The sequence below is a fragment of the Faecalibacterium prausnitzii genome, from assembly GCF_003287495.1.
Lineage (GTDB): Bacteria > Bacillota > Clostridia > Oscillospirales > Ruminococcaceae > Faecalibacterium > Faecalibacterium prausnitzii_I.
The window spans coordinates 1-23,938 of the sequence record NZ_PRLE01000005.1; the positions used below are offsets into that span (position 1 = coordinate 1).

General features: G+C 54.9%; 17 protein-coding genes and 2 pseudogenes. 11 read left to right on the top strand and 8 right to left on the bottom strand.

Annotated elements, in window-relative coordinates; translation table 11 throughout:
- From C4N22_RS09255 to C4N22_RS09265, 3 genes and pseudogenes are all read right to left on the bottom strand, one after another.
- Nucleotides 1-225 (bottom strand): annotated as a pseudogene (locus C4N22_RS09255) (plasmid recombination protein); the annotation flags it as partial.
- 364 nt (nt 226-589) lie between these two features.
- A pseudogene (locus C4N22_RS09260) lies at nt 590-1,791 on the bottom strand (DNA primase family protein).
- 73 nt (nt 1,792-1,864) lie between these two features.
- A complete protein-coding gene (locus tag C4N22_RS09265; protein ID WP_242981003.1) occupies nt 1,865-2,467 on the bottom strand; it encodes a CHC2 zinc finger domain-containing protein in 603 nt (200 codons plus the stop codon).
- A 446-nt stretch (nt 2,468-2,913) separates the two neighbouring features.
- Between C4N22_RS09265 and C4N22_RS09270 the strand changes: the two genes are divergently transcribed.
- Complete coding sequence (locus tag C4N22_RS09270; RefSeq protein ID WP_097839210.1) at nt 2,914-3,729, top strand: helix-turn-helix domain-containing protein; 816 nt, start codon at nt 2,914-2,916, stop codon at nt 3,727-3,729.
- Nucleotides 3,730-4,019: 290 nt separating this feature from the next.
- Here C4N22_RS09270 and C4N22_RS09275 read toward each other — a convergent pair whose 3' ends face one another.
- The gene (locus tag C4N22_RS09275; protein WP_015565741.1) at nt 4,020-5,633 is read right to left on the bottom strand and encodes an ABC transporter ATP-binding protein; all 1,614 of its coding nucleotides are present in this window, start codon (nt 5,631-5,633) and stop codon (nt 4,020-4,022) included.
- A gap of 129 nt (nt 5,634-5,762) precedes the next feature.
- Complete coding sequence (locus tag C4N22_RS09280) at nt 5,763-7,013, bottom strand: radical SAM protein (protein ID WP_112148755.1); 1,251 nt, start codon at nt 7,011-7,013, stop codon at nt 5,763-5,765.
- A gap of 488 nt (nt 7,014-7,501) precedes the next feature.
- Between C4N22_RS09280 and C4N22_RS09285 the strand changes: the two genes are divergently transcribed.
- Complete coding sequence (locus tag C4N22_RS09285; RefSeq protein ID WP_181567203.1) at nt 7,502-8,416, top strand: helix-turn-helix domain-containing protein; 915 nt, start codon at nt 7,502-7,504, stop codon at nt 8,414-8,416.
- Here the strand turns inward: C4N22_RS09285 and C4N22_RS12755 are convergent.
- A complete protein-coding gene (locus tag C4N22_RS12755; RefSeq protein WP_146746522.1) occupies nt 8,408-8,914 on the bottom strand; it encodes a hypothetical protein in 507 nt (168 codons plus the stop codon). The genes C4N22_RS09285 and C4N22_RS12755 overlap by 9 nt on opposite strands.
- A gap of 352 nt (nt 8,915-9,266) precedes the next feature.
- On the opposite strand from C4N22_RS12755, the gene C4N22_RS09295 reads away from it, so the two are divergent.
- The 5 genes from C4N22_RS09295 to C4N22_RS09315 all read left to right on the top strand — a co-directional run bounded on the left by C4N22_RS09295 (nt 9,267) and on the right by C4N22_RS09315 (nt 17,908).
- The gene (locus C4N22_RS09295; protein WP_112148758.1) at nt 9,267-9,749 is read left to right on the top strand and encodes a GNAT family N-acetyltransferase; all 483 of its coding nucleotides are present in this window, start codon (nt 9,267-9,269) and stop codon (nt 9,747-9,749) included.
- 326 nt (nt 9,750-10,075) lie between these two features.
- Entirely contained in the window at nt 10,076-13,027 is a 2,952-nt protein-coding gene (locus tag C4N22_RS09300) for a glycoside hydrolase family 3 N-terminal domain-containing protein (protein ID WP_112148759.1), read from the top strand.
- 115 nt (nt 13,028-13,142) lie between these two features.
- Nucleotides 13,143-15,584 carry a glycoside hydrolase family 3 C-terminal domain-containing protein gene (locus C4N22_RS09305; protein ID WP_112148760.1) on the top strand — a complete coding sequence of 814 codons (2,442 nt, stop codon included), beginning with the start codon at nt 13,143-13,145 and terminating at the stop codon, nt 15,582-15,584.
- On the top strand, nt 15,581-16,135 hold the full coding sequence (locus tag C4N22_RS09310; RefSeq protein ID WP_112115642.1) for a GtrA family protein: 555 nt from the start codon (nt 15,581-15,583) through the stop codon (nt 16,133-16,135). Before C4N22_RS09305 ends, C4N22_RS09310 begins: the two co-directional genes overlap by 4 nt.
- 255 nt (nt 16,136-16,390) lie before the next feature.
- Entirely contained in the window at nt 16,391-17,908 is a 1,518-nt protein-coding gene (locus C4N22_RS09315; RefSeq protein WP_112148761.1) for a sodium/proline symporter, read from the top strand.
- A 57-nt stretch (nt 17,909-17,965) separates the two neighbouring features.
- Here the strand turns inward: C4N22_RS09315 and C4N22_RS09320 are convergent, their stop codons facing one another.
- Together C4N22_RS09320 and pckA are read right to left on the bottom strand one after the other, a co-directional pair.
- A complete protein-coding gene (locus C4N22_RS09320) occupies nt 17,966-19,591 on the bottom strand; it encodes an ABC transporter ATP-binding protein (protein ID WP_112148762.1) in 1,626 nt (541 codons plus the stop codon).
- A 173-nt stretch (nt 19,592-19,764) separates the two neighbouring features.
- Nucleotides 19,765-21,369, bottom strand: a complete 1,605-nt coding sequence (gene pckA / locus C4N22_RS09325) for a phosphoenolpyruvate carboxykinase (ATP) (protein ID WP_112148763.1) — start codon at nt 21,367-21,369, stop codon at nt 19,765-19,767.
- 514 nt (nt 21,370-21,883) lie between these two features.
- Here pckA and C4N22_RS09330 point away from each other — a divergent pair.
- The 4 genes from C4N22_RS09330 (at nt 21,884) to C4N22_RS09345 (ending at nt 23,932) form a co-directional block, all read left to right on the top strand.
- Nucleotides 21,884-22,516, top strand: coding sequence for a hypothetical protein (locus C4N22_RS09330; RefSeq protein WP_112148764.1), 633 nt, complete (start codon nt 21,884-21,886; stop codon nt 22,514-22,516).
- Between the two features lie 178 nt (nt 22,517-22,694).
- Nucleotides 22,695-22,943 (top strand): helix-turn-helix domain-containing protein, encoded by a 249-nt coding sequence (locus tag C4N22_RS09335; RefSeq protein WP_112148765.1) that lies wholly within the window; start codon nt 22,695-22,697, stop codon nt 22,941-22,943.
- Between the two features lie 3 nt (nt 22,944-22,946).
- Complete coding sequence (locus tag C4N22_RS09340) at nt 22,947-23,660, top strand: DNA methyltransferase (RefSeq protein WP_112148766.1); 714 nt, start codon at nt 22,947-22,949, stop codon at nt 23,658-23,660.
- Nucleotides 23,657-23,932 (top strand): hypothetical protein, encoded by a 276-nt coding sequence (locus C4N22_RS09345; protein WP_112148767.1) that lies wholly within the window; start codon nt 23,657-23,659, stop codon nt 23,930-23,932. Before C4N22_RS09340 ends, C4N22_RS09345 begins: the two co-directional genes overlap by 4 nt.
- Nucleotides 23,933-23,938: the final 6 nt, after the last annotated feature.

Below are 23,938 nucleotides of genomic sequence, written 5' to 3' on the forward strand. Positions count from 1 at the left end.
GCGCGTTGAAATCGTGCCAGCGGTTTCCAGTTGGGAGAACAGGTCGGTGTAGCTGGCGGTTGGCTTTTTGAAGTGGATGTTCCATGCAGTGCGCTGGGGGATAATGTCGGGGTTCCGATAGCTGTCCTTTTCGCGCTCATTGTGCTGCTGGGTGTTGCCAACGGCCTTGTCCGAAACGGCGAGATTCCGGACACTGGTGCGGTCAACGCCATCGTTTCTTGCCAAAGGGCATCCCTCCTTTCGGGGTTCAGAGGAAGGTGACGAGAACGGAGATGCACTTCCCCGGAAGTGTAATAACCCACTATGACACTTTCATCCCTATGGTCTGCAAAGTGTAGTGGGCTCTCCGAGGGGGAACGTCTCCTGCGGGAGAGTTACAATCAAGTTCGCACAATGCGAACTTGATTGCTCCGTACGCATCCGAAAAAATCGCGTACGGACTTCAAATAACCTGTACGGTCTGTACGACGTACGGAAATTTGAAATATAAACGATAACACGTCTTAATTCGCTTCAATTCGCCGTACAGGTGCGTACAAGTACAGACCGTACAGGTTGTACGAACTTCTTCCGTAAAAAAATGCACTTTTTACGGACAGGGGTGGACAAGCGGTTCGATGCCGACAAAACCCCGCACCCTGCGGCCGCCGGGCAGATAGATGTTGTTGGTGGCTTCAAGGTTATAGCGGCGGTCGTTCTGGCGCAGTTCTGCGCTGAAACGGATCGCCGATACGCTGTGGCAGGCGTTGTCCTCGCACCACTGCTTGTAAATGTCGTAGAACTCCTTGGAACTGATGGAGTAGTCCGCCTTGAAACGGAAGTAGCCCTCGGACTCCATGAAGTCGATGACATTGTTGCTGCTGCGCTTGATGGTGTCCACATTGGCGGCGGCTCGTTCGCTGACCGTGAAGCGGAAATCGTTCTGCACCAGCCGGTGCAGCCCTTCCAGACACCACAGCAGGATGCCTTCCAACTCGGCGCACCGTTGCCAAAGCAGAGGAACCGGGCGTAAATATCCCGCTGGTAGCTCTGGACACCCTTGCGCTCCAAGTCCAGCTTGGCTTCGGCGGTCACAATGGTCTTAATATAATTCGTCTTGGGCAGGGCGTTCATGTCCATGTCATCGTCGATCATCAGCAGGCGGCGTTCCAAATCGGCACGGGCAAAACGATTGTTCTCGACTTTCTGGACGCTGCCGTTGCTGGCGGCATCTCCCATGAGCCGCTTGAGCACCAGCCCGATGCGGGACTTGCCCTCGCCGCCCTTGCCAACGATGAGCATCATCTTCTGCCCCTTGGTGCTGGGGATGAGGCAGTAGCCCAGATATTCCTGCAAGGTGGGGATGTCAGCATCGTCCAGCAGCTCGTGCAGAAAGGTCAGCCAGCGGTCAGGGCTGGCGGCTTTGGGGTCGTACTTTACAGACAGACGGTTCTGACAGAACAGACGACTCTCCTGAAAAGAGCCGTCCGGCAGATGGTACACGCCGTTCTGGAGGTGGATGCAGTCCTGTTCGATGGGAAACGGGTCGGAAAAGGCCAGCAGCTTGATGGTCTCCAGAATGTTGGTGACCTTTTTGGACAGGCCGGAGGTGACATATTCCTCGATGTTCTCCAAGATGCGCTGCTTGATCTCGCTTTCGTCCTCTACCGGGGCGTCCAGCGTGTACAGCGTACCGTTGACGCATTTCAGCGGCCACTGTTCCAGAAAGGCACGGCCAAACTGGACTTCATCGATCTTCTTGCCGTTGTACCAGTCCGGCCATAAGGGGTTGCGGGAAATGTTTTTCTTCATGTGGTGGTTCTCCTTTAAAAAAGTAAAGTGGTGATTATCATAATGATAAGCGCCACTTTAGGTGAATGAATCGTCAGGCGCACTTTGCCAGAGCAAGGCGGTCGGTGCGCTCCTCCAGCATCAGCAGGTACGACCCGGACAGCAGCCGTGCGGCGGCAGCGGCCTTCTGCTGGGGCGTTCCAAATGCAACGCAGTCCGTCAGGTGCTCGATGGTCTCGGTCGTGTGGAGGGCTTCTTCAAACCGTGGGTCATGCGGTTCCTCCGGGGTGGCGGGCTTGTAGCGCTCCTGCCAGTCGTGCAGCAGGTCGAGATAGTCGGTCAGCACCCGCAGGCAGTAGGCGATGTCTGCCCACTGCTCATCTGTCAGGCCACGCTTGGGCGGCAGCAGGGCGATGGCATTGGCGGGCGGCTTATCCGGGTCAAGCCCGAAGTCGTGTATCAGCTTCTCGGCGGCTTGCCGGGGGTTCAGGTCGAACAGTTTGGCGGTGAGGTCGATGGCATCTCCGTTGGCCCCACAGCCAAAACAGTAATAATAGGTGTCGTTCAGCTTCATGCTGGGGTCGCTGTCAGAATGGAACGGACAGCACACCATGCCATGGCGGTCGGGCTCCATGCCGTACATCTCTCCCACCTGCCGAACGGTGATGGCGGACTTGATCTTTTGATATAAACTCAAAATTTCTCCTTTGGTCAAAGGTTTTGGCACGGATCGTTTTGATCCCTGCCACGTTCAAAGTCACCGGGGTCCCCCAAATGGGAACTTCGGTGAAGCCGGTCTCCCTTGCTGCCTCCCGACAGGAAATCTTTTTGGACTCTGTGTCGGCCCTATGCAGGGCGCTCGCTCCCCCGATGGGAGGTCTTGGCGGTCTGGGCAGTTCGGACGGTCATTCTGTTGTCAAGGTTCGGTTATATGATTCGGGAGGGCTTTTACGGGAAGCCCTTAATATGTTCGCTGCTGGGGAGTGATATGTTTTCCTTCTGTCTATAGGATAGCACCTCCATGGCTGCTGTGCCGTATATCCATAATGTCGGAAAACAGGTGCAGAAACTGCAAAATTCCACGCTTATGGACAGGAACCGCCGGAAGTGGTATACTGTGCAAAAAACATCGGAGGTGCGACCATGAACATCAAGCTGACACTGGGAGAACGGCTCAAAGACCTGCGTGTGGAGCGGAGTCTGAAGCTGGAAACGCTGGCAGAGCAGACGGGTCTGTCCAAATCGGCATTGTCGAAATACGAGAGTGACGATGTGACCGACCTCAGCATTTATGCGGTGACAACGCTGGCTGAGTTCTATGGCGTGACCACGGACTACCTGTTGGGCGTGACGGAAAACAAAAAACGCCCAGATGCAGTCCTTTCGGACTTGCATCTGAGCGATGGCGCAGTGGACGTATTAAGGAATGGGAATTTCAATCATCGGCTGCTGTGTGAACTTTTGGAACATCCCGATTTTTCCCGGTGGATGACCGACCTTGAGATCTGTGTGGACGGTCTGGTCAGTGACCGCATCCGGGATATGAATGCCATGGTGGAAGCCACCCGGCAGGAACTGGAAAAGCGATACCATGCCGATGCAGAGGACCTGACCATGCGGACGCTGAAGGCGGCGCAGATCAACGAGGACGAATATTTCGGGCAGATCCTCTATGATGAGCTGGCGGCGATCCTGAAGCAGATCAAAGCGGCACATGGGACCGATAAGACCACGTCGGACGGCGCAGCGGTCGAGCAAGCGAGGAAGCAGCTTGAAAATGCACAGAAGTTTGAAGGTTCTCCGTTGGAAAAGAAGATGAATGTCCTGATGGGACAGATCGGCATCGACTATTCCAAGCTGACGAAAGAAGAACAGATGACCTTGCTGCGAGTGTTCAATAAATCCTCTATGTTAAAGCACCGCACAAAGGCCGGGATGCGGGGCAAATACAGACGCTGATTATTTACCTTGCGGCTTATAGGGAAAAACGCTGCTGCGGCAGGAAGGAGAACGTACACCATTGGTTCCTCTGCAAGCCTGCGCTGGGTGGGCAGAAACCATTAGCTGCCATCCCCATCCGCGCATCCTTCTGCCGCAGAATAGGTGCTTGCCGGAGCTGCTCGCAGTCCCTTTTCCGCATCAGCCGGAACCAAGGTGTAACACACTAGACTTTGCAAACAAAGTCGTGTGTCACGAAACCCCGGCACGGTTTCTTTGGATTCTTCCGGCTATTGCGTTGCTTCCCGGTTTCAGACAATAGAAGATGCGGGCGTCAACTCGTACACATGATCGAACTGGGCTTTACGTTCGTCGCTCAGGTGATGGCTAATCAGGATCAGGGTCAGGTCAGGGTTGGACAGCAGGCTCTTCTCCACGATGTCGGCGTTCTTCTGGTCCAGGGCGCTGGTGCCCTCATCCACCAGCAGGATGCTGCGGTTATGGATCAGAGCACGGGCGATGGCCACGCGCTGCTTCTGGCCGCCCGAGAGGGCGTTGCCTTCCTCGCCCACCGGCGTATCCAGACCCTTGGGCATATTGGCAAGGTCGCCTGCCAGGGCGCTGTCACGCAGTGCCTTTTCCATCTGCTCGTCGGTAAAGTGCTCACCCAGGGTAATGTTCTCACGGATGGTGGTATTGAACAGGAACACATTCTGTTCGATGTAGCTCATTTTCTGCTGGAGCTGCTCGGGCGTGTAATCCCGCACGTCTCTCTCGTCATAAAGGACCTTGCCCTGGTAGCCGGGCAGCCAGCCCAGAAGAATCTTCAGCAGGGTGCTCTTGCCGCAGCCGGAGGGACCGGTGAGGGCGTATTTGCCGCCTTTCTTGAATTCCGCGTTCATGTGGACCAGGATCGGCTTCTTTTCATCGTAGCCGAAAGAGACATCCTTGACCGTAATGCCTTCCTGCAGGGTAGGCAGACCGAAATCAGGAAGCTGCGCCTCGCCGGCATGGATGGTAATCTTATCGAAATAGGGCTTGCTGGCCGAGAAGGACACTGCAAGTTTGGACACCTGGTTCAGTCCATTATACACGCCGGCGCAGATGGTACCGGTGCCCATAAAGGTGGCCAGAGGAATCATATCATTGAGGATCAGGACACCCAGCAGGATGACAACGGCCACTTGGCAGACGGCGCTGACATAGGCCAGACCACAGCCGATGCCGTCCTTGTTGATGGTCAGTTTGTACTTGGCCTGCTCCATGCTGTCGCTGGCTGCATCGACTCCGCTGGTAAACCGTTCATCCTTGCCAAAGAAGCGAAGCACATCGTAACCTGCCAGCAGATCCTTGATTTTACTGACGCTGTCAGCCTGGCTGGCGGCACAGGCTGTGCCAACGGTTCCCAACCGTTTGCTGAACAGACGAGGAACGAAGATCATAACCAATGCGATGACCAGAGAAATCACCAGAAGCAGCCAATGAATGGATGCCAGTGCAACGATGCCGAACACCACCTGTGCCGCAGAACCCATGATGGTGAAAAACGGAGTCCAGGCCATCTGCTCAATCTGGTTCACGTCGTTGGTAAACTGGGAGAGGTACTCGCCGCTCTCCTGCTTATGATACTCCTGATGGGTCTTGTGCAACAGGCCCGCTGCCATATCCCGGCGCAGAGCGTTGTTCATCCGGCGCACGGCCCGGCCCTGGAAGAAGGTCTCAGCAATCAGGCAAAGGACCACGGCCAGCCAGGTCAGCAGAAGAAGAATGATCCGAATGGTGAAAGCCCGCAGATCACCGTCCAGCAGTCCCTGGGTGATCTGAATCTGTACCAGACTGGTGCAGACCTGCAAACCATAGGCAACAACCATACAGATGGAGGCCGCTGTAACAGTGGGCCAGCACTTTTTGAGATAATACTTCATGATTTCCACCTCTTCTGTGATCGTTCCATCTGTCTCTATGAACAGTGGATTGTGTGCTTTGCTCTTTCTGATTCAAATTGTAGCACACAGGATGAGGAATAAACATATCGTTTTGCGTTAGTTAACTGATTACACACATTCTGATTTTCTATAGAGGCAAACTGTCTTTCCATCAATAATTTCAGACTTTTTGCACTGCATATTCATGCAGCGCAAAACATTCCGGCAGCTACGACACTCGGGCTTCAGATCAGAAAAGCTCCACCGGCAGTTAACCTCCGGGTCGATCACAATACCTTTTTCGGGATCAACCCAACCTAACTGGTTTTGCGGGTGGTCAAGCGCCACAGTGCATTTGCCAATTTTTCCATTGGCCCGGAATACCATGCTATGTGGATAGGAAGCGTAGCACACCTGTGCAAGGGCTCCGTTTCTGTGGTTATGACACGACATCCCGATCTTATCCAGATATGCAACATGTTTTGCTACCAACACATCTTTTGTATCCTGATGAAGGATGGATAGACTGTGGACGCCTTCACCACCCCAGTCACCAACAGCACGAACAAGTACGGCGAAGCGTTTGTCATGCCCAAACAGACGGTACAGATAATCATACCAACTGTAGTCCTCATCGTCGGCCAGAATATTGTGGCGCAGCGTGATATGAAAGGAATACTCTGCCGGCGGCAACTTGGAAAGAGAGGCCAGATTGTTAATGATGGTCTGCAGGGTTCCTTTGCCGGATACATGGGGCCGAGTCTTGTCGTGATTCCAACCATCAATTGTAATTTGATAGCTGGTGATCCCTGCCTGATAGAACTGCCGAAATAGCTTGTCATTCAGCAGATAACCATTGGTGGTCATATTGGCAGCATAGTGAAAGCCATACTGTTTCTGCAGATTTTGTACAATGTTGGACACTTCCAGCACAGTGTCTTTGCAAAGAGTAGGTTCACCTCCAAACCATGCAAGTATGACCTGTTTATAGCGCGGCGCTTGTGCAGTTATATACTCCTCAATTCGGTCCAGTGTGTCACGAGTCATACTGACCGCATGGTGATCTTCATAGCAATATGGGCAGCGGAAATTGCAGCCTTCCGTCGGCATCAATGTTACCATGAAGATATTATCCAGCAAAGATCTCACCTGGTGCAGCGCATGGTCCAGTTCTTCCTCGGTTACCAGAAGCTCTTGCTCATGCAGATGGCGTGTCAACGGCGTATTCAGTTCCGCACAGCCGCCGCAACGGGTGAGATTGATGAACTCCTTCTGCAGGCCATGATCGGTCAGCCGGACGGTATTGCGATACAATTCTGATGTAATATAAATAGCATCTTCTTCCGTGCGATAGGTCACATAGCTGGGTACTGTATACATATTAGCTCCTCTTTATCTATATAAAAATCCTGATTACAGGATAATTGTTCGAAATAAGGGGCCCGGAACAATCCGAACCCCTTATTAAAGTGGTAATTAACCCTGTTAGCAGAAGATATTAATGTCGATATTGCAATCAACCTGTTCTTCAATGGGCTTCTTCTCAGCGAGGACTTCCATGATTTGTTTCTCTTTTCTTTAAGATTTATCAGCTTGGAACCTCTGATTGTGCAAGTCCCTTGCTGTGACTGTATTGTAGCACAGATAGTTGTTAAGGAACATATCGCATCATGTTAATTAAAAATAACACAAAACGATATGTTTTAGAACGCGTAGTGTCATCGTACTAGGGAACCTCTGATTTAATCAAAGCTACCATCCCGCTGCCGGATATGGTATAATGTCCTTAGAATATTGATATTGGTTGACACACAGTGCCAGCTTTAAACTACAGGAGCGCGGCAGCTATAATGAGGAGGGACTCAGCAATGAAAAATGTCTTTCTGGGAGAATACATTAAACAGCGACGGCTGGATCTGGGTTTGACGCAGGAGCAGCTCTGCGATGGAATCTGTGAGCCTGTGACTCTTTCCCGGCTGGAAAATGGGAAACAGACCCCCAGCCGCAACCGGATCAATGCCCTTTTGCAGCGTCTGGGCCTGCCGGATGACCGCTATTTTGCTCTGCTGAGTAAAAATGAACTGGAGATGGAAGCTCTTAAGAAAGAAATTGTTGCCTGCAATGTGACCGAAAAGGTGCCGGAGGGCTTTGAGAAGCTCGCACAATTTGAAAAGCTGGCAGATCCGGATGATCAAATTTCGCAGCAACTTGCCCTGCGTTCAAGGGTACTTCTGGGACGCTTAGATGGACGCTACACGCCGCTGGAACAAATCGATCTGCTAATGCAGGCAATCCGGCTGACCGTGCCACGCTTTGACCTGGAGAGTATAGAAAGTTTCCTTTATACAAAAGATGAAATCACAATTATCAATCAGATTGGGCTTGCTTACTCTGATGCTGGCCAAAATAAAAAAGCAGCTGAAATCTACTATCAGCTGCTTAAGTATGTGCGTAAGCATTTTAAGGAAACCATAACATCTATTGGGGTGTTGCCTTTGGTCCTTTATAATTATGCTCGGGTACTGGATTTGTGCGGTCGCTATGAGGAAGGAACTGCACTCGCTAAAGAAGGACGAGAAGCCTGTATTCAATATGGACATTACCAAGAATTGCCCCGATGTCTGGAAATTGAAGCGGAATGCCGACATTTTATGGGCGATGACGAAATCAGCAAAGAATTGTACTATCAATCGTATTATCTCTGCAAAGTTATTGAATATCAGGTTGGATTGGAAATAGTTAAAAAAGAAGCTAAAGAATATCTGGATCTTACTTTAAGCTAAGTTGCCATCTCCTGGCATAGCATCACATGGCTGGATAGAAGGTCTGTCCGGATTCTCAGGCTGATCAGAACCGTCAGGCTGTTCCGTTTCGGTCACACCAGGCTGCGGCGTGGGCAAGTCTTCAGGCTCAGCGGCAAAGCAGGGGACAGCCAGTAGACTGGTGGCCAGAACAATAGAGGTAATCAGGGTAAAGATACGTTTCATCATTTGTTTTTCCTTTCGTTTTATGTTGTTTTCTTGTTGGCAAAAGGATACCACTACAAGGCCATACAGACCATATCGTGCTGTGTTGCTTTTTTCTAACACAAAACGACGGGTTATACTGAGAATGAGGTCAGATGCTTTCCAATCGGCTTGTGATGCAGCAAGTACTAAAAATAAGAGAATGGCCACCCAAACCAATGCCGTCAAGTCGTTGTCGGATGAAGTGGATTTTAGTTTGTCTGGGAGTAAGTGCACGGTTTCTGCACGGTTTTTGCACGGTTTCAAAACGTGCAAAGGGTGCAAATCGTTGCAAAATCGGACAAAGGGTGCAGAAATTACCGGGTAAAAAATCACATTGCTTTGATTAAAAATAACGATGACTCGAAACTTCCATAAATTGAGACGAACCGGCGGCTTGCTCTCTTAATCAGTGGGCCCAGGGTTCGAGTCCCTGGAGGTGCACCAGATATTGAACGTCAAATCGTAAGATTTGACGTTCTTTCTTGCTATGTAACCCCGAAAAATGGGAGATGCCCTGCGCATTGAGATCGACGCAGCCACGGGTCATGTTTTCATGATAGGCCCGGCGGTAGAAGTGCTTCAGGGTGAGATTGCCCTTGCGGACAGAGAAAGGAGTTTTAACAAGATGCAGATTCGGACTGCTGTCCCCACAGATTTACAGGAAATTGTAAAGATTGAAGCAGAATGCTTCCCGGCTGCGGAAGCCGCCACCAAAGTCAGCATTGCAGAGAGGCTGGCTGTTTACCCCAACCATTTCTGGGTCCAGTTGGATGGCGACCGGATGATCGGCTTTGTCAACGGCATGGTCACGGATGACCCCGACCTCCGGGACGAGATGTATGAGGATGCTTCTCTGCACAACGAAAACGGTGCATGGCAGATGATCTTCGGTGTGGATACCATCCCGGAATACCGCTGCCGCGGCTGTGCTGCTGCTCTGCTGAATCATGTGATCGGCGAAGCGAAAGCACAGGGGAGAAAGGGACTTGTACTCACCTGCAAAGACAAACTGGTGCATTATTACGCTAAGTTTGGTTTTGTGAGCGAGGGCGTTTCTGGTTCTACTCACGGAAATGTGGTCTGGTACCAGATGCGGCTGCGCTTCTGATGGATCTGGGCAGAATGATATGGTTCTCTTTGTGCGAACCATAATATGGCAGTTTGCGTTTTTAATGCACAAGCACAGAAAAATAAAGGGAAACAGCCGTTTCGGGTCCCTATGCGGGCCGGGGCGGCTGTTTTGTTTTTCCATGGCAAAGAAGCGCTGCCTGTGCTATACTTGCCTTAGTGACTTTGCCTGTGGGGCGTGCAGGCCGCCGCCCGGCAGCACGGAGGCACCATGACCGTGAAATGGGAGAACAGCTGGTTCACCGTCCGCATCCTGCTGCCTATCCCGAAAAAGAACACGACTTGAAATGAAGAAGGAAGAAAATTATGTTGTCCATCAACATGGATGATGTAATGCAGGTGATTTCGAATATCAAAAATTACCTGATTGCATTCGGCGTTGTCCTCGTGCTTGCGCTCATCGTGATGTTCGCAGTGCGGAAGATGCCCAAGGCGAAAAAGAAACTCATCCGGGCGCAATCCGGCGTTGCCATTCTGCTGGCGCTGGCTATCGTTGCAAATCTTATTTGCACCGGCCCTATGTCCACCATGCTGGATCTAGTTTCCGGCAGTGGCACGATCAGCGAGGAGACCTCTGCAGAGGCAACGCAGTTGGTCAACGAGATTACACAGGAGGGCGTCGTTCTGGCACAGAACGACGACAATATCCTGCCGGTGGCTTCCGGTTCGAAGCTGAACGTCTTCGGCTGGTCTTCTACGAATCCCTGCTACGGCGGTACAGGTTCGGGTGCTTTGAATGATGCTTACCCCGTCACGGACCTGCTCACTGGCCTGCATGATGCTGGCATTGAGACCAACGACGAACTGAGCAAGTTCTATACCGATTACTACGCTACGCGTCCGACCGTTGGTATGTCGAAGCAAGATTGGACTCTGCCGGAACCCAATGTCAATCTCTATACCAACGAGATGATGGAGAATGCGAAGAACTTCTCCGATACTGCAATGGTCGTTATCACCCGCGTTGGCGGTGAGGGGGCAGACCTTCCCACCGACATGGCCGCAGTTGCGGGCGGCAACTGGATTCGCCGCGTGGCAGAGTACCGCGGCAATGAAAAGGGCGCTGGTTACTACAACGGCACCTACGACGATACCCTCAATGAGGGCAATGATTGGGATGCAGGCGACCACTTCTTGCAGCTGTCCAACCGTGAGGAAGAACTCATCGACCTTGTTACCGCAAACTTTGATAATGTCATTGTTGTTTACAACGGTGCAAACGCTTTCGAGATGGGTTGGGTCAAGGATTACCCCCAGATCAAAGGCGTTCTGCTCTGCCCCGGCACCGGTCAGTCTGGCTTTGAGGGCTTTGGCCGCGTCGTTTCTGGTGAGGTCAGCCCCTCTGGACGTACCGCTGATACCTATGTTGAGGACTTGACTGCCTCCCCGTGGTGGAATAACTTCGGTGATTTCAAGTACACCAATACCGAGGAAATCAATTCCAACGCCAGCGGCTTTGACCCCGCCGGTGCATCTCCCTCTTTTGTCAACTACGTTGAGGGCATCTATGTTGGCTATAAGTTCTACGAGACTGCTGCTGACGAAGGCCTCATTGATTACGACAAGGAAGTTGTCTATCCCTTTGGCTATGGCTTGAGCTACACGACCTTTACGCAGGAGATGAGTGACATCACCTCCGATGGTCAGAATCTCAACTTCACCGTGACCGTCACCAACACTGGCTCTGTGTCTGGTAAAGATGTTGTGGAAATCTATGATAATCCTCCGTATACCAACGGCGGCATTGAAAAGGCTTCTGCAAACCTGCTGGACTTCAATAAGACCAGGGAACTGGCTCCTGGCGAGAGTGAGACCATCCGCTTCTCTATCCCGGTCGAAAACCTGGCTTCCTACGATTATCAGAAGAATGGCTGCTATGTGCTGGAGGCAGGCGATTACATCATCAGCGCCAAGGCCGATTCACACAATGTACTGGATTCTAAAACTTATACGGTTGCTTCCGATATTGTCTATGGCACCGACAACAAGCGCGAAAGTGATGCTGTTGCTGCTACCAACGAGTTTGATTTTGCAAAGGGTGACTTCACTTATCTGTCCCGCGCCAACGGCTTTGCCAACTATGACGAGGCGACCGCTGCTCCTGCAACTTATGAAATGAGTGATGAAGTCAAGGCTGGCTTTGATAACTGCTTCACCTACACGGAATCCGGCTATGAACTGGACGACGACCCCAACGCTGAGGACATCACGACTGGGGCAAAGAATGGCATCAAGCTGGCAGACCTGCGTGGTGTGGACTACAACGATTCCAAGTGGGATGACCTGCTGGACCAGATGACCCTTGACGACTTGCAGCAGACCATCGGCTTCGGCGGCTATCAGACCGCAGCCGTGGACAGCATCGGCAAAGTGCGCACCAATGCCTGCGACGGTCCCGCTTCCATCAACAACAACTTTACCGGTGTCGGCTCGGTCGGTTTCCCGGCAGCTACCCTCATCGGCATGACTTGGAGCAAAGACCTTGCTCACTCTTTCGGTGACAGCATCGGCAAGATGGCCAATGAGATGAACACCTCCGGCTGGTATGGTCCGGCTATGAACATCCACCGCACTGCCTTTGCAGGCCGTAACTTTGAGTATTACTCGGAGGATGGCGTTCTCTCTGGTACGATGGCTGAAAATGCAATCAAGGGAGCACAGGAGCACGGTGTGTATGCTTGTATGAAACACTTCGCTCTGAACGACCAAGAGGGCAACCGTAATTCCATGTTGGCTACTTGGTCCAACGAGCAGGCCATCCGTGAAATTTACCTCAAGCCCTTTGAGATGTCTGTGAAAGATGCAGACTGCCATGCAGTGATGTCCTCTTTCAACTACATCGGCAATCGCTGGGCTGGCGGCTGCAAAGAACTTCTGAACGATGTTCTGCGTGGGGAATGGGGCTTTGTGGGCTTCGTCGAGACGGATTACTTCGGTGTCTACGGTTACATGACTGCGGATCAGGCAGTCCGCAACGGCGGTGACCTGATTCTCTGCACCACCGGCAACGATTATAACAATGTTACCGTGCTGACCAACAGCAGCAAGCAGGCCATGCGTACTGCTGCGAAGAACATCCTTTACACTGTGGTCAATAGCCGCGCTTATGAGGCAGAGAACCTGAACCCCGGCATGGCATCCTGGAAAATCGTTATGATTGGTGCAGATGTCGTTGTTGCACTGCTGGTAGTTGGTCTGGAATACACTGCCATTAAAGGGTACAAGAAGCGCAAGGAAGAGGAAGCAGAGAACGGTTGACACGCACGCTGGGTCCTGAACCAACGCAGCGCCTGAACTGAAACAATAAGGCGAAGGCCCGCTGCAGCAAAACAGCGGGCCTTTGCCCGGCTCAGGAAACAATGAGGAAAACGCGATGAAACATACTGAGCTCATCAAAAAACTGAATCTGGAACAAAAATGCGCCCTGCTCTCGGGCGAGACGGTCTTCACCACCCGGGATTTCTCGGAGAAAGGCATCCCGGCCATCACCCTCTCGGACGGCCCAAACGGCGTGCGCAAGCAGGCGGGCGCGGCGGACCATCTGGGCCTGAACCCCAGTGTCCCGGCCACCTGTTTCCCCACCAGCGCCACGGTGGCCAACAGCTGGGACCCCGCCCTGGGCGAGGCCATCGGTGAGGCTCTGGGGGAAGAGGCCGCCGCGCAGGAGGTGGCTGTGCTGCTGGGCCCGGGCCTGAACATCAAGCGCAGCCCCCTCTGCGGCCGCAACTTTGAGTATTTTTCGGAGGACCCTTTCCTCTCTGGAAAAATGGCGGCAGGCTATGTACGGGGCATCCAGAAAAACGGCATTGCCGCCTGCCCCAAGCATTTTGCTGCCAACAGCCAGGAGCTGCGCCGGATGGCCAGTGACTCGATCCTGGACGAGCGCACCCTGCGGGAGTTGTATCTTACTGGCTTTGAAATCGTGGTCAAAGAGGCAAAACCCAGGACCATCATGTCCTCCTACAACCTCATCAACGGCACCTACGCCAACGAGAACGAGCACCTGCTCAAGGACATCCTCCGCAGGGACTGGGGCTTTGACGGGGCCGTCGTCACCGACTGGGGCGGCTCCAACGACCATGCTCTGGGCGTGAAGAACGGCTCCACGCTGGAAATGCCGTTCCCCGGCGGGGACGCCATCCGGGAGCTGAAAGCGGCCGTGGAACACGGCAAAATTTCGGAAGCGGATGTGGACGCCCGGCTGGACGAGCTGCTGGAGCTGGTGCTGACCACCCATGCGGCTGTCGAAAAGGCGCCCAGGACCTTTGACGCCGAGGCGCATCACGCGCTGGCCCGCCGCGCGGCAGCGGAGAGCGTGGTCCTGCTCCAAAACGAGGGCGGTCTGCTTCCTCTGAAAGCGGGCGAGCGGGTGGCTGTCGTGGGTGATTTCGCCCGGACGCCCCGGTATCAGGGCGCGGGCTCCAGCGCCGTCAACTCCATCAAGGTGGATTCCGTGCTGGAGCAGCTGGCCGAGAGCGGCCTGCAGAGCGTGGGCTTTGCCCCCGGCTTTGACCGTCAGGGCCGCCCGGACGACGCCCGCAAGGCCGAGGCCGTGGCGCTGGCCCGGAAAGCCGATACCGTGCTGCTCTTCCTGGGTCTGGACGAGATCAAGGAGAGCGAGGGCATCGACCGCTCGGACATGAAACTGGCCGTCAACCAGCTGGACCTGCTGGAAGCCATCAGCCAGGTCAACCCCAATGTGGTGGTGGTGCTCAGTGCGGGTGCCTCGCTGGAAACACCCTGGCTCAAGAACTGCCGGGCGCTGGTCTACGGGGCCCTGGGCGGGCAGGCCGGTGCCGGTGCCATGCTGGATGTCCTGACGGGCAAAGTCTGCCCCAGCGGCAAGCTGGCCGAGACTTGGGCCAACGCCTACCACGAGACCCCCGCCCGGGCGCACTTTGGCGGCGAGGGCCGCACCGTGGAATACCGCGAGAGCCTCTATGTGGGCTACCGCTACCACCAGACCGCGGGTATCCCGGCGGCGTTCCCGTTTGGCTATGGCCTGAGCTATACCAGCTTTGAATACCGCGATCTCAAGGCCGGCCCGGCGGGCGTCACCCTCACGGTGACCAACACGGGCAGCGTGGCAGGCGCGGAGATCGTGCAGCTCTATGTGGCAAAGCCGGACGCGAAAATTTTCCGCCCGGCGCAGGAGCTGAAAGGCTTTGCAAGAGTCTTCCTGAACCCCGGTGAGAGCCGGGAAGTGACCATTCCGCTGGACGACAAGGCGTTCCGTTACTGGAACGTTCGGACCAACCACTGGGAAGTGGAGGGCGGCTGCTACGAGCTGCGGGTGGGTGCCTCCTGCGAGGACATCCGCCTCCGTGCCGTCATCACGGTGGAGGGCACCGCGGCCCCGAACCCCTATGAGGGCAAAGATCTGCTCCATTACCAGACCGCCGAGGTGCGCAAGATCACCGATGCCGAGTTTGAGGCTTTGCTGGGCCGCCCCATTCCGGAGAGCAAAATCAAAATTGACCGCAATATGACCCTGGGCGAGCTGAGCCATGGCCGCAGTCCGCTGGGCTGGGCGGCCAGCGCCGTGCTGGGCCGCCTGCTCCGCAAGAGCATGGAAAACGGCAAGCCGGACCTGAACATCCTATTCCAGTATAATATGCCGCTGCGTGCTCTGGCCAAGATGACCAACGGTGCGGTGAGCATGGGGATGGTGGATGGCATCGTGATGGAAGCACAGGGATTCTGGATCATCGGCCTGCTGCGGGTGGCCTATGAGGCGATCAAGAACGTCATCCTCAACGCACAGCTGGAAAAGCGGCTGCATCAGGCTGAACGGACTAAGGAGAATCCTGCATGAATTTCTGGAACAACTTTGCGGCCCGGCACCCGGCCGCTGCCAAATGGGTGCGGGAGGGTGGACTCTTTGTGATCGTGTCCAACCTCATCACGGTCTTCAAGTATCTGCTGCTGCAGTTCCTGCCCAAAGCGTTCAGCAGCCTGCCCGTGGTGGATTTCGGCTGGCCGGGCATGGATGTTACCCTTTTCGGGGAGACATTCAAGTGGAATATCCTCGGCTACGACGCGGCTCACGGCGGTCTGCCCTACTTCTGCGCCTACATGGTGGCCATGATCCTTGGCGAGTGTATCAATTTCCCCATCCAGCGCAACCTCGTGTTCCGCAGCAAGGGCAACCTCGCCAAGCAGATCGGCTGGTACATCCTCGCGTTCTGCGTGATCACCTGCATCGTCAATTCCATCAACTGCGTGTGGGTGGCCGTGGCAGGCCTGCTGGTGCCGGATTTCATCTACAACATCGGCACCACCATCCTCAACGGCGGCATTTCCATGGTGATCTTCTTCTTCGTCAACAAGGTCATCTTCCCGGAGGGCGAGGCCAGACAGGTGTGACGCCTGTATTTTACGACATTTTCCCTTTTCCTATCATTTTTCTTCATCACAGTTCTCCCTCTGCAAGCAAACCGCCCGGGACAGGTTCTGTTTCGGGCGGTTTGTCGTCGTTTTGGGGGATTTTCCGCGTGGGGAGAACAGTTTTTTGGAAAATGAGAAGAAGTTGCTCCAAAACCCTTGCACTTTTATGCTTTACCGTGGTAAAATCTAGACAGTCTTCTTTTGGGAAAGAGAAGTCAAAGGGGGAAAGTATCTATGACGAACGTTTGCATTGTGGCTACCATCGTCGTGTACCTGGCGGCGATGCTGGCCGTTGGCTTTGCCTACAGCAAATCCAATGAAGACAGTACCGATTTCTACCTCGGCGGCCGCAAGATGGGCCCGCTGGTCACTGCCATGAGCGCGGAGGCCAGCGATATGTCCAGCTGGCTGCTGATGGGAATGCCGGGTCTGGCCTACCTGACGGGCATTGCCTCGCCGGGCTGGACGGCTATCGGCCTGGCCGTGGGCACCTGGCTCAACTGGCTCATCGTGGCCCGGCGGCTCCGCCGCTACTCGGCCAACCTCGACGCCATCACGGTGCCGCAGTTTTTGTCCCTGCGCTTCCACGACCAGCGCAACCTGCTCAACGCACTGGGCGCGGTCATCATCATCGTGTTTTTCGTGCCCTACACGGCCTCGGGCTTTGCGGCCTGCGGCAAGCTGTTCCACAGCCTGTTTGGGGTGGATTACATGGCGGCCATGCTGGTGTCGGCCCTCATCATCGTGGGCTACACCATCCTGGGCGGTTTCCGCGCCGTGACCACCACCGACCTCATCCAGTCCATCGTCATGTCGATGGCATTGGTGGCCGTGCTGGTGCATGGCATCAGCGTGGCAGGCGGCTGGGGGGCTGTGGTGGAGAACGCCCAGGGCATCTCCGGCTACCTGACCATGATGGCCAGCCACGATGCCGCCACGGGCGGTTCCACCAGCTACAGCCTGCTGGACATCGTATCCACCATGGCGTGGGGCCTCGGTTACTTTGGAATGCCCCACATCCTGCTCCGCTTTATGGCCATTGAGGACGAGAAGAAGCTGGTGCTCAGCCGCCGCATTGCCACCGTCTGGGTGGTCATCGCCATGACGGCTTCCATCATCATCGGCATGGTGGGCCTTGGCATGACCAAGGCAGGCGCTCTGGAGTTTCTGAGCGGTTCTTCCAGCGAGACCATCATCGTCCGCATTGCAAGCCTCATCAGTGCCCATGGGATGCTGGCAGCCGTTCTGGCGGGCCTCATTCTGGCAGGCATCCTGGCCGCGACCATGTCCACGGCGGACAGCCAGATGCTGGCAGCCGCCTCCAGCGTCTCTCAGAATATTTTGCAGGAGTTTGCGCACCTCAAGCTGACCGAGAAGCAGAGCCTGTTTGCGGCCCGCCTGACCATCGTCTGCGTCAGCGTGGTGGGCGTGGTGCTGGCCCGTGACCCCAACTCCAGCGTGTTCGGCATCGTCAGCTTTGCATGGGCCGGTTTCGGCGGCTCCTACGGCGCCGTGGTACTCTGCGCCCTGTTCTGGAAGCGCTGCAACTGGCAGGGCGCTCTGGCCGGAATGCTCTCCGGCGGCCTGATGGTCTTCGTCTGGAAGTACCTCATCAGCCCGCTGGGCGGCGTGTTCGGCATCTATGAGCTGCTGCCCGCATTCCTCACCTCCCTGGCCGTCTGCGTGGTGGTCAGCCTCGTGACGCCCGCACCCACGGCCGATATCGTGGCCGAGTTTGAGGCGGCGAGATAAAGAGCAGAAAAAGCAGAACGCCTGCCGGAAGCTTCCGACAGGCGTTCTTTTGTATCGTCACGCCACCCGCACCACACCGTGCTCCACGCGGTAAACTTTATCGAACTGGTGCATGAACGAACCGGCCACATCATGGGTGATGGCTACCACCATGCAGGGCATGGCGATGAGGTTTTCCATTACCTGCTGGCTGGTGTCAGGGTCCAGGCTGGCAGTGATCTCGTCCGCAATGATGAGGTCATAGCTGCGCAGGGCCAGCCGGGCGATGCCGATGCGCTGGCGCTGGCCGCCGGAGAGATTCTTGCCGTTTTCGCTGATGACGGTATCCAGCCCGTCGGGCAGGGAAGCCACCCAGTCCGTAAGGCCTGCCGCTGCAATGGCGTGGGCCAGCTGTTCGTCTGGGAAATCTTCGTGCAGGCAGATGTTGTTTCGGATGGTATCGTGGAAAAGATATGCCGTTTGGGCGATGTAGCCCACCCGGCGGTAGAGGGCGGTGCGGTCCAGTGTGCGCACCTGTCGGCCGTTGAAGAGGATGTCGCCGGAGTAATCCGGGTAATACTGGAACAGGAGCTTGGCCAGCGTGGATTTGCCGCAGCCGCTCTCGCCCACAAGGGCCACTTTCTGCGCGGCGTCCACGGTCAGGGAGGCATCTTTCAGCACGGGCTCCGCAGTGTTGGGGTAAGCAAAGCGGACGGTTTCGCACTGGATGGAATCAATGTGGCCGATGGGCTCCCCCTGCTCGGCCGCCTGCGGCTCCGCCATGGCGGCTTCCAGCCGCTGGCGGATGCCCTGAGAGGACTTGACCTTGGCCCAGCACTGGGCGATCTGGTGGCAGGGGGTGATGACGAAGTTTGCCATGCTGGCGGCAGTGGAAACGGTGCCCATGGTCAGCCGCCCGTCAAAAGCGAGGAAAAGGCCCACCAGCATCACGACGGGGAAGATGAGATTGCTGATGAGGGAGGTGTTGGTCACCATGGCGTTCAGGCTCTGCTGGTAGTCCAGCTCACTCTCCCGGGCCTTGCGGGCGGCTTTCTGGTGGAGCGCGGCATAGGCGTCCTCCCGCAAAAAGCTGCGGATGATCTCAAACCCGCCCAGAAGCTCTTTGAGCTGCTGGGTGTAATCGGCCATCTGGAGGGAAAACGCGTCCCGGGTGGCCTTGAGCCGCTCGTTCATCCGGCGGGGGAGCACCAGCGGCGGGATGGTCACCAATAAAATCGCCAGAAGCATCACCGGGCTGATGTAGAGGTACATGGCCAGCGCGCAGAGCATGATGCCGCCCCAGAACACGATGCTGAACAGGGACATATAGTAATCGTCGTAGAGGGTGCGCAGGTCGGTAGTCAGGAGGGAGAGGTAAGCCGCGTCGCCCTCGGCGTTGTACTGGGCCACGGTGCGGTGCAGTACCTGCTCCAGAATGCGCTGGCGCACCTGTTCCACGGCCCCGCAGGCGATTCTGGTAAAGGAGCGGCGGCTCAGCCGCTCAAAGAACCAGCTGCTGAACGTAATGGCAAACACCAGCCCCATGTAGCCCAGGGCCTCCTGTTTTGATTTGGAGTCAATGAGCCATTTGAGCTGGAAATTTTTCAGCGGGGCAAAGAATGAGACGCCCAGCGTGAATGCCGCAAACAAGATGAGCCGGGGCCACTGCTGCTTGAAATAATCGTTGACAGTCCGGTGTTTCATTTCCACATCCTCCTCTGGAAAAACGCGCGTAAAAAGCTGGTTCCAGTATAGCATACCCCCCCCCCACAGGATACAAGAAAATCGAGAAAAATACAACAAAAGCGGGGCCGTCACCCACCGGTGACAGCCCCGCCATTCATGCTATTCTGAACGATGGAGAGGAAAGGGGTTGTTTACAGCTGAGGGCCAGCGGAGACCAGAGCCTTGCCGTGCTCGTTGCCCTCATACTTTGCAAAGTTCTTGACGAAGCGGCCAGCCAGATCCTTGGCCTTCTCTTCCCACTGAGAAGCGTCTGCGTAAGTATCGCGCGGGTCGAGGATCGCGGGATCAACGCCGGGCAGAGCGGTGGGAACCTCAAAGTCGAAGTAGGGGATCTTCTTGGTGGGAGCCTCGTTGATGGCACCGCTCAGGATGGCGTCGATGATGCCGCGGGTATCCTTGATGGAGATGCGCTTGCCGGTGCCGTTCCAGCCGGTGTTGACCAGGTAAGCCTTGGCGCCGCTCTTCTGCATCTTCTTGACCAGCTCCTCAGCATACTTGGTGGGGTGCAGCTCCAGGAAAGCCTGGCCGAAGCAAGCGGAGAAAGTGGGGGTGGGCTCGGTGATGCCGCGCTCGGTGCCGGCCAGCTTTGCAGTGAAGCCGGACAGGAAGTAGTACTGGGTCTGCTCCGGGGTCAGGATGGAGACCGGGGGCAGCACGCCGAATGCGTCAGCAGACAGGAAGATGACATTCTTGGCAGCGGGTGCAGAGGAGATGGGACGGACGATGTTCTGGATGTGGTTGATGGGGTAGGACACACGGGTGTTCTCGGTGACGCTCTTGTCAGCGAAATCGATGTGGCCCTCGGCATCCAGGCTAACGTTCTCCAGCAGAGCGTTGCGCTTGATGGCGTTGTAGATATCGGGCTCGGAGTCCTTGTCCAGGTTGATGACCTTTGCGTAGCAGCCGCCCTCAAAGTTGAAGACGCCGTTGTCATCCCAGCCGTGCTCGTCGTCGCCGATCAGCAGGCGCTTGGGGTCGGTGGACAGGGTGGTCTTGCCGGTGCCGGACAGGCCGAAGAAGATGGCAGTGTTCTTGCCCTCCATATCGGTGTTGGCGGAGCAGTGCATGGAAGCCATGCCCTTCAGCGGCAGGAAGTAGTTCATCATGGAGAACATGCCCTTCTTCATCTCGCCGCCGTACCAGGTGTTGACGATGACCTGCTCCTTGCTGGTGATGTTGAACATGACAGCAGTCTCAGAGTTCAGGCCCAGCTCCTTGTAGTTCTCGACCTTTGCCTTGGAAGCGTTGTAGACCACGAAATCGGGCTCGAAGTTCTCCAGCTCCTCAGCAGTGGGCTTGATGAACATGTTGGTGACGAAGTGTGCCTGCCAGGCCACTTCCATGATGAAACGGACGGCCATGCGGGTGTCCTTGTTGGCACCGCAGAAAGCATCCACCACATACAGGCGCTTGTTGGAGAGCTCTTTCTTGGCGATCTCTTTCACAGCAGCCCATGCTTCCTGAGAAGCGGGGTGGTTATCGTTCTTATACTCGTCGCTGGTCCACCACACGGTGTTCTTGGAGTTCTCGTCCATGACGATGAACTTATCCTTGGGAGAACGGCCGGTGTAGATGCCGGTCATGACGTTGACGGCACCCAGCTCGCTGACCTGGCCCTTTTCGTAGCCTTCCAGGCCGGGCTTGGTCTCTTCCTCGAACAGCTGCTCGTAGGAGGGGTTGTACACGACCTCAGTCGTGCCGGTAATACCATACTTGCTCAGATCCAACTTTGCCATGATACTGATACCTCTTCTTTCGTTTCAAATCATCGAACCTCTAAACGCGCTGGCCGTCCCTCAGCCAAAAGGGGGCCGCGCAGCCGATGAAGAAATACGGATGCGTATTCTCCTGTCTATCATTATACATGAATCGCCCCCAAAATCAACCAGTACAGGGCAGGCTTTTCTGTGAAAATAACAAATTTCATTAAGAATCTTAGGGGATTGCGGTGAATTTGGAAAAAACAAAGCCCCTTTGACAAACGAAAAATAAGGATAACCCTTGAAAATCACAACTTTGATAAAATTTTGGCAAGCTGGGACACATGAACCGGGCAAACCGGACTATAAAAAGGAAAGATGAACCGGAGGTGGAAACGATTTCACCGCATTTTCGATATTTTTCTCTGGTAAAATTTCTTTGCTTATGGTATACTGTACAGACCACAGGGCAGTGTCTGCTGCCCGCGGACGATGAAAAGACGCACGCACGCGTGTCACCGCGTGTCACGATATGGAGAACATACCTTATATGAAAACCCTTTACATCTTCCTCACCCGCTCGGGCACGCTGCTGTCCAATCTGGTGTATCACCTCACCGGGGCACAGTACACCCATGTTTCCCTTGCGTTTGACGAGGACCTGAGCACCTTATACAGCTCCACCCGCAAAAACGGCTATACCATGTTCCCGGCGGGCCCCAGCAGGGAGTACCTCAACCGGGGCGTGTTTTTGCAGCGGGAGAATATCCCCTGCGCGCTCTATGCGCTGGAAGTCTCGGAGGAAGCCTATGCCCGGGCCAGACGCCGCGCGGAGCATATGATGAACCACGGCCACCTCTACCGGTTCAACTCGCTGGGGCTGCTGCTCTGCTGGCTGCACATCCGGTGGCAGCGCCGGCGGCACTATTTCTGCTCCCAGTTCGTCAGCGAGGTGCTGGAAAAGAGCGGGGCGGTGGACCTGCCCAAGGACAGCACCCTGATGCACCCCAGCGATTACACCACCCTGCCCGGGCTGGAGTGCCTGTATACCGGCCCGCTGCGGGGGCTGCCCCAGCGCCAGCAGATGGAGCTGGGCGAGGCGGAGAGCGTGGTGGGCGTGTACATCGGGCTGGCCCTCGGCATGGCAAAAAGCCAGGTGCGCCGGGTGCGGCGCTGGCTCTGAGACTGGATTTTTCTGGTGTTTTTGGCCGCACCTGCGCGGAAAACAGGTGCGTCCAAAAACAATTTTGAAAAATTTGCTGAATTTGTAAAATAAACGCAAGAGAAAACGCAAGAGAAATCTTAGCGGATTCTCTTGCGTTATTTTTTTGCGCATTTTTCAGGAAAGCGAGGGAACAGGAATGGCAAAACACATGACGCAGGATGACCGCAAGGTGCTGGAAGCTCGGTACAATGCCGGACAGAGTGTTGCCGGAATCGCCAGGGCGATGAGCTTCAACTATTCCACCATCTATAAGGAACTGAAGCGCGGCGACACTGGAAAGATGGATGCCAATGGTCGCGCAGGATATAGTGCAGAGCTTGGGCAGCAGCGGTTATACAACGCAAAGCAGCGGTTCAGGTATCGGGCGGATTGCCCGGCGGAGTAAGGCATGGGAGAAGTGTTTAAGCTGAACCATTGCTATAACATGGACTGCCTGCCGGCAATGGAACTGTTCCCGGATAATTATTTTGATTTGGCGGTTGTGGATCCACCGTATTTCTCTGGCCCGGAACGCAGAGGATTTTACGGATCAAAAGTCAGCAAAATAGGCGTACATCGTGACTACCCCGTCTCTCCTGCTTGGAGTAAACCAGAGCCGGAGTATTTCAAGGAGCTGTTTCGAGTGTGCCGCCACTATATTGTATGGGGCTGCAACTATTTTGACTACCAGTTTTCTACCGGACGGATCGTGTGGGACAAGTGCAATGGAAATTCTAGCTTTTCAGATTGCGAGATTGCGGCGACAAATTTGTTTTCCTCAGTGAGAATGTTCCGGTATATGTGGTCCGGCATGATGCAGGGAAAAAGCATCACAGAAGGCGACACCATGCAGGGAAACAAGAGCTTGAACGAAAAGCGAATCCACCCAACGCAGAAGCCGGTTGCTCTTTATGACTGGATTTTCAAAAACTATGCAGAGCCAGGACAGAAGATCCTTGACACCCACCTTGGAAGCGGAAGCAGCCGCATAGCAGCATATGAGGCAGGGCTCGGCTTTATCGGATTTGAAATTGATCCGTTCTATTTCCAGTTGGAAGAAGAACGGTTTTCTGAGCACACAAGTCAAACAAGCCTGTTTCACATGGAGGGAAAGAAAAAATGATTCTTGAAAAACTTCACAGAGCAATCAACAACTTCAACAAGACATTCAACTGGCGGCGCTTCCGCCGCGATGCGCTGCACCTGGGAGAAAGCCTGCTGGTGTTCGGCGTGCTGTATGGCATTTTTTCAACCCTGATCTGGGGTGTCTGCTGGCTGTTCAAAATCAATTACAATCCAGATCTCATTGCCGTTGCATGGGCAGTGCCGGTGTTGCTGGACACTTTGGTCAAAAAGGCTTATGACTGGAACAATGAAGTCCGGGACTGGGATTGAGAGGTG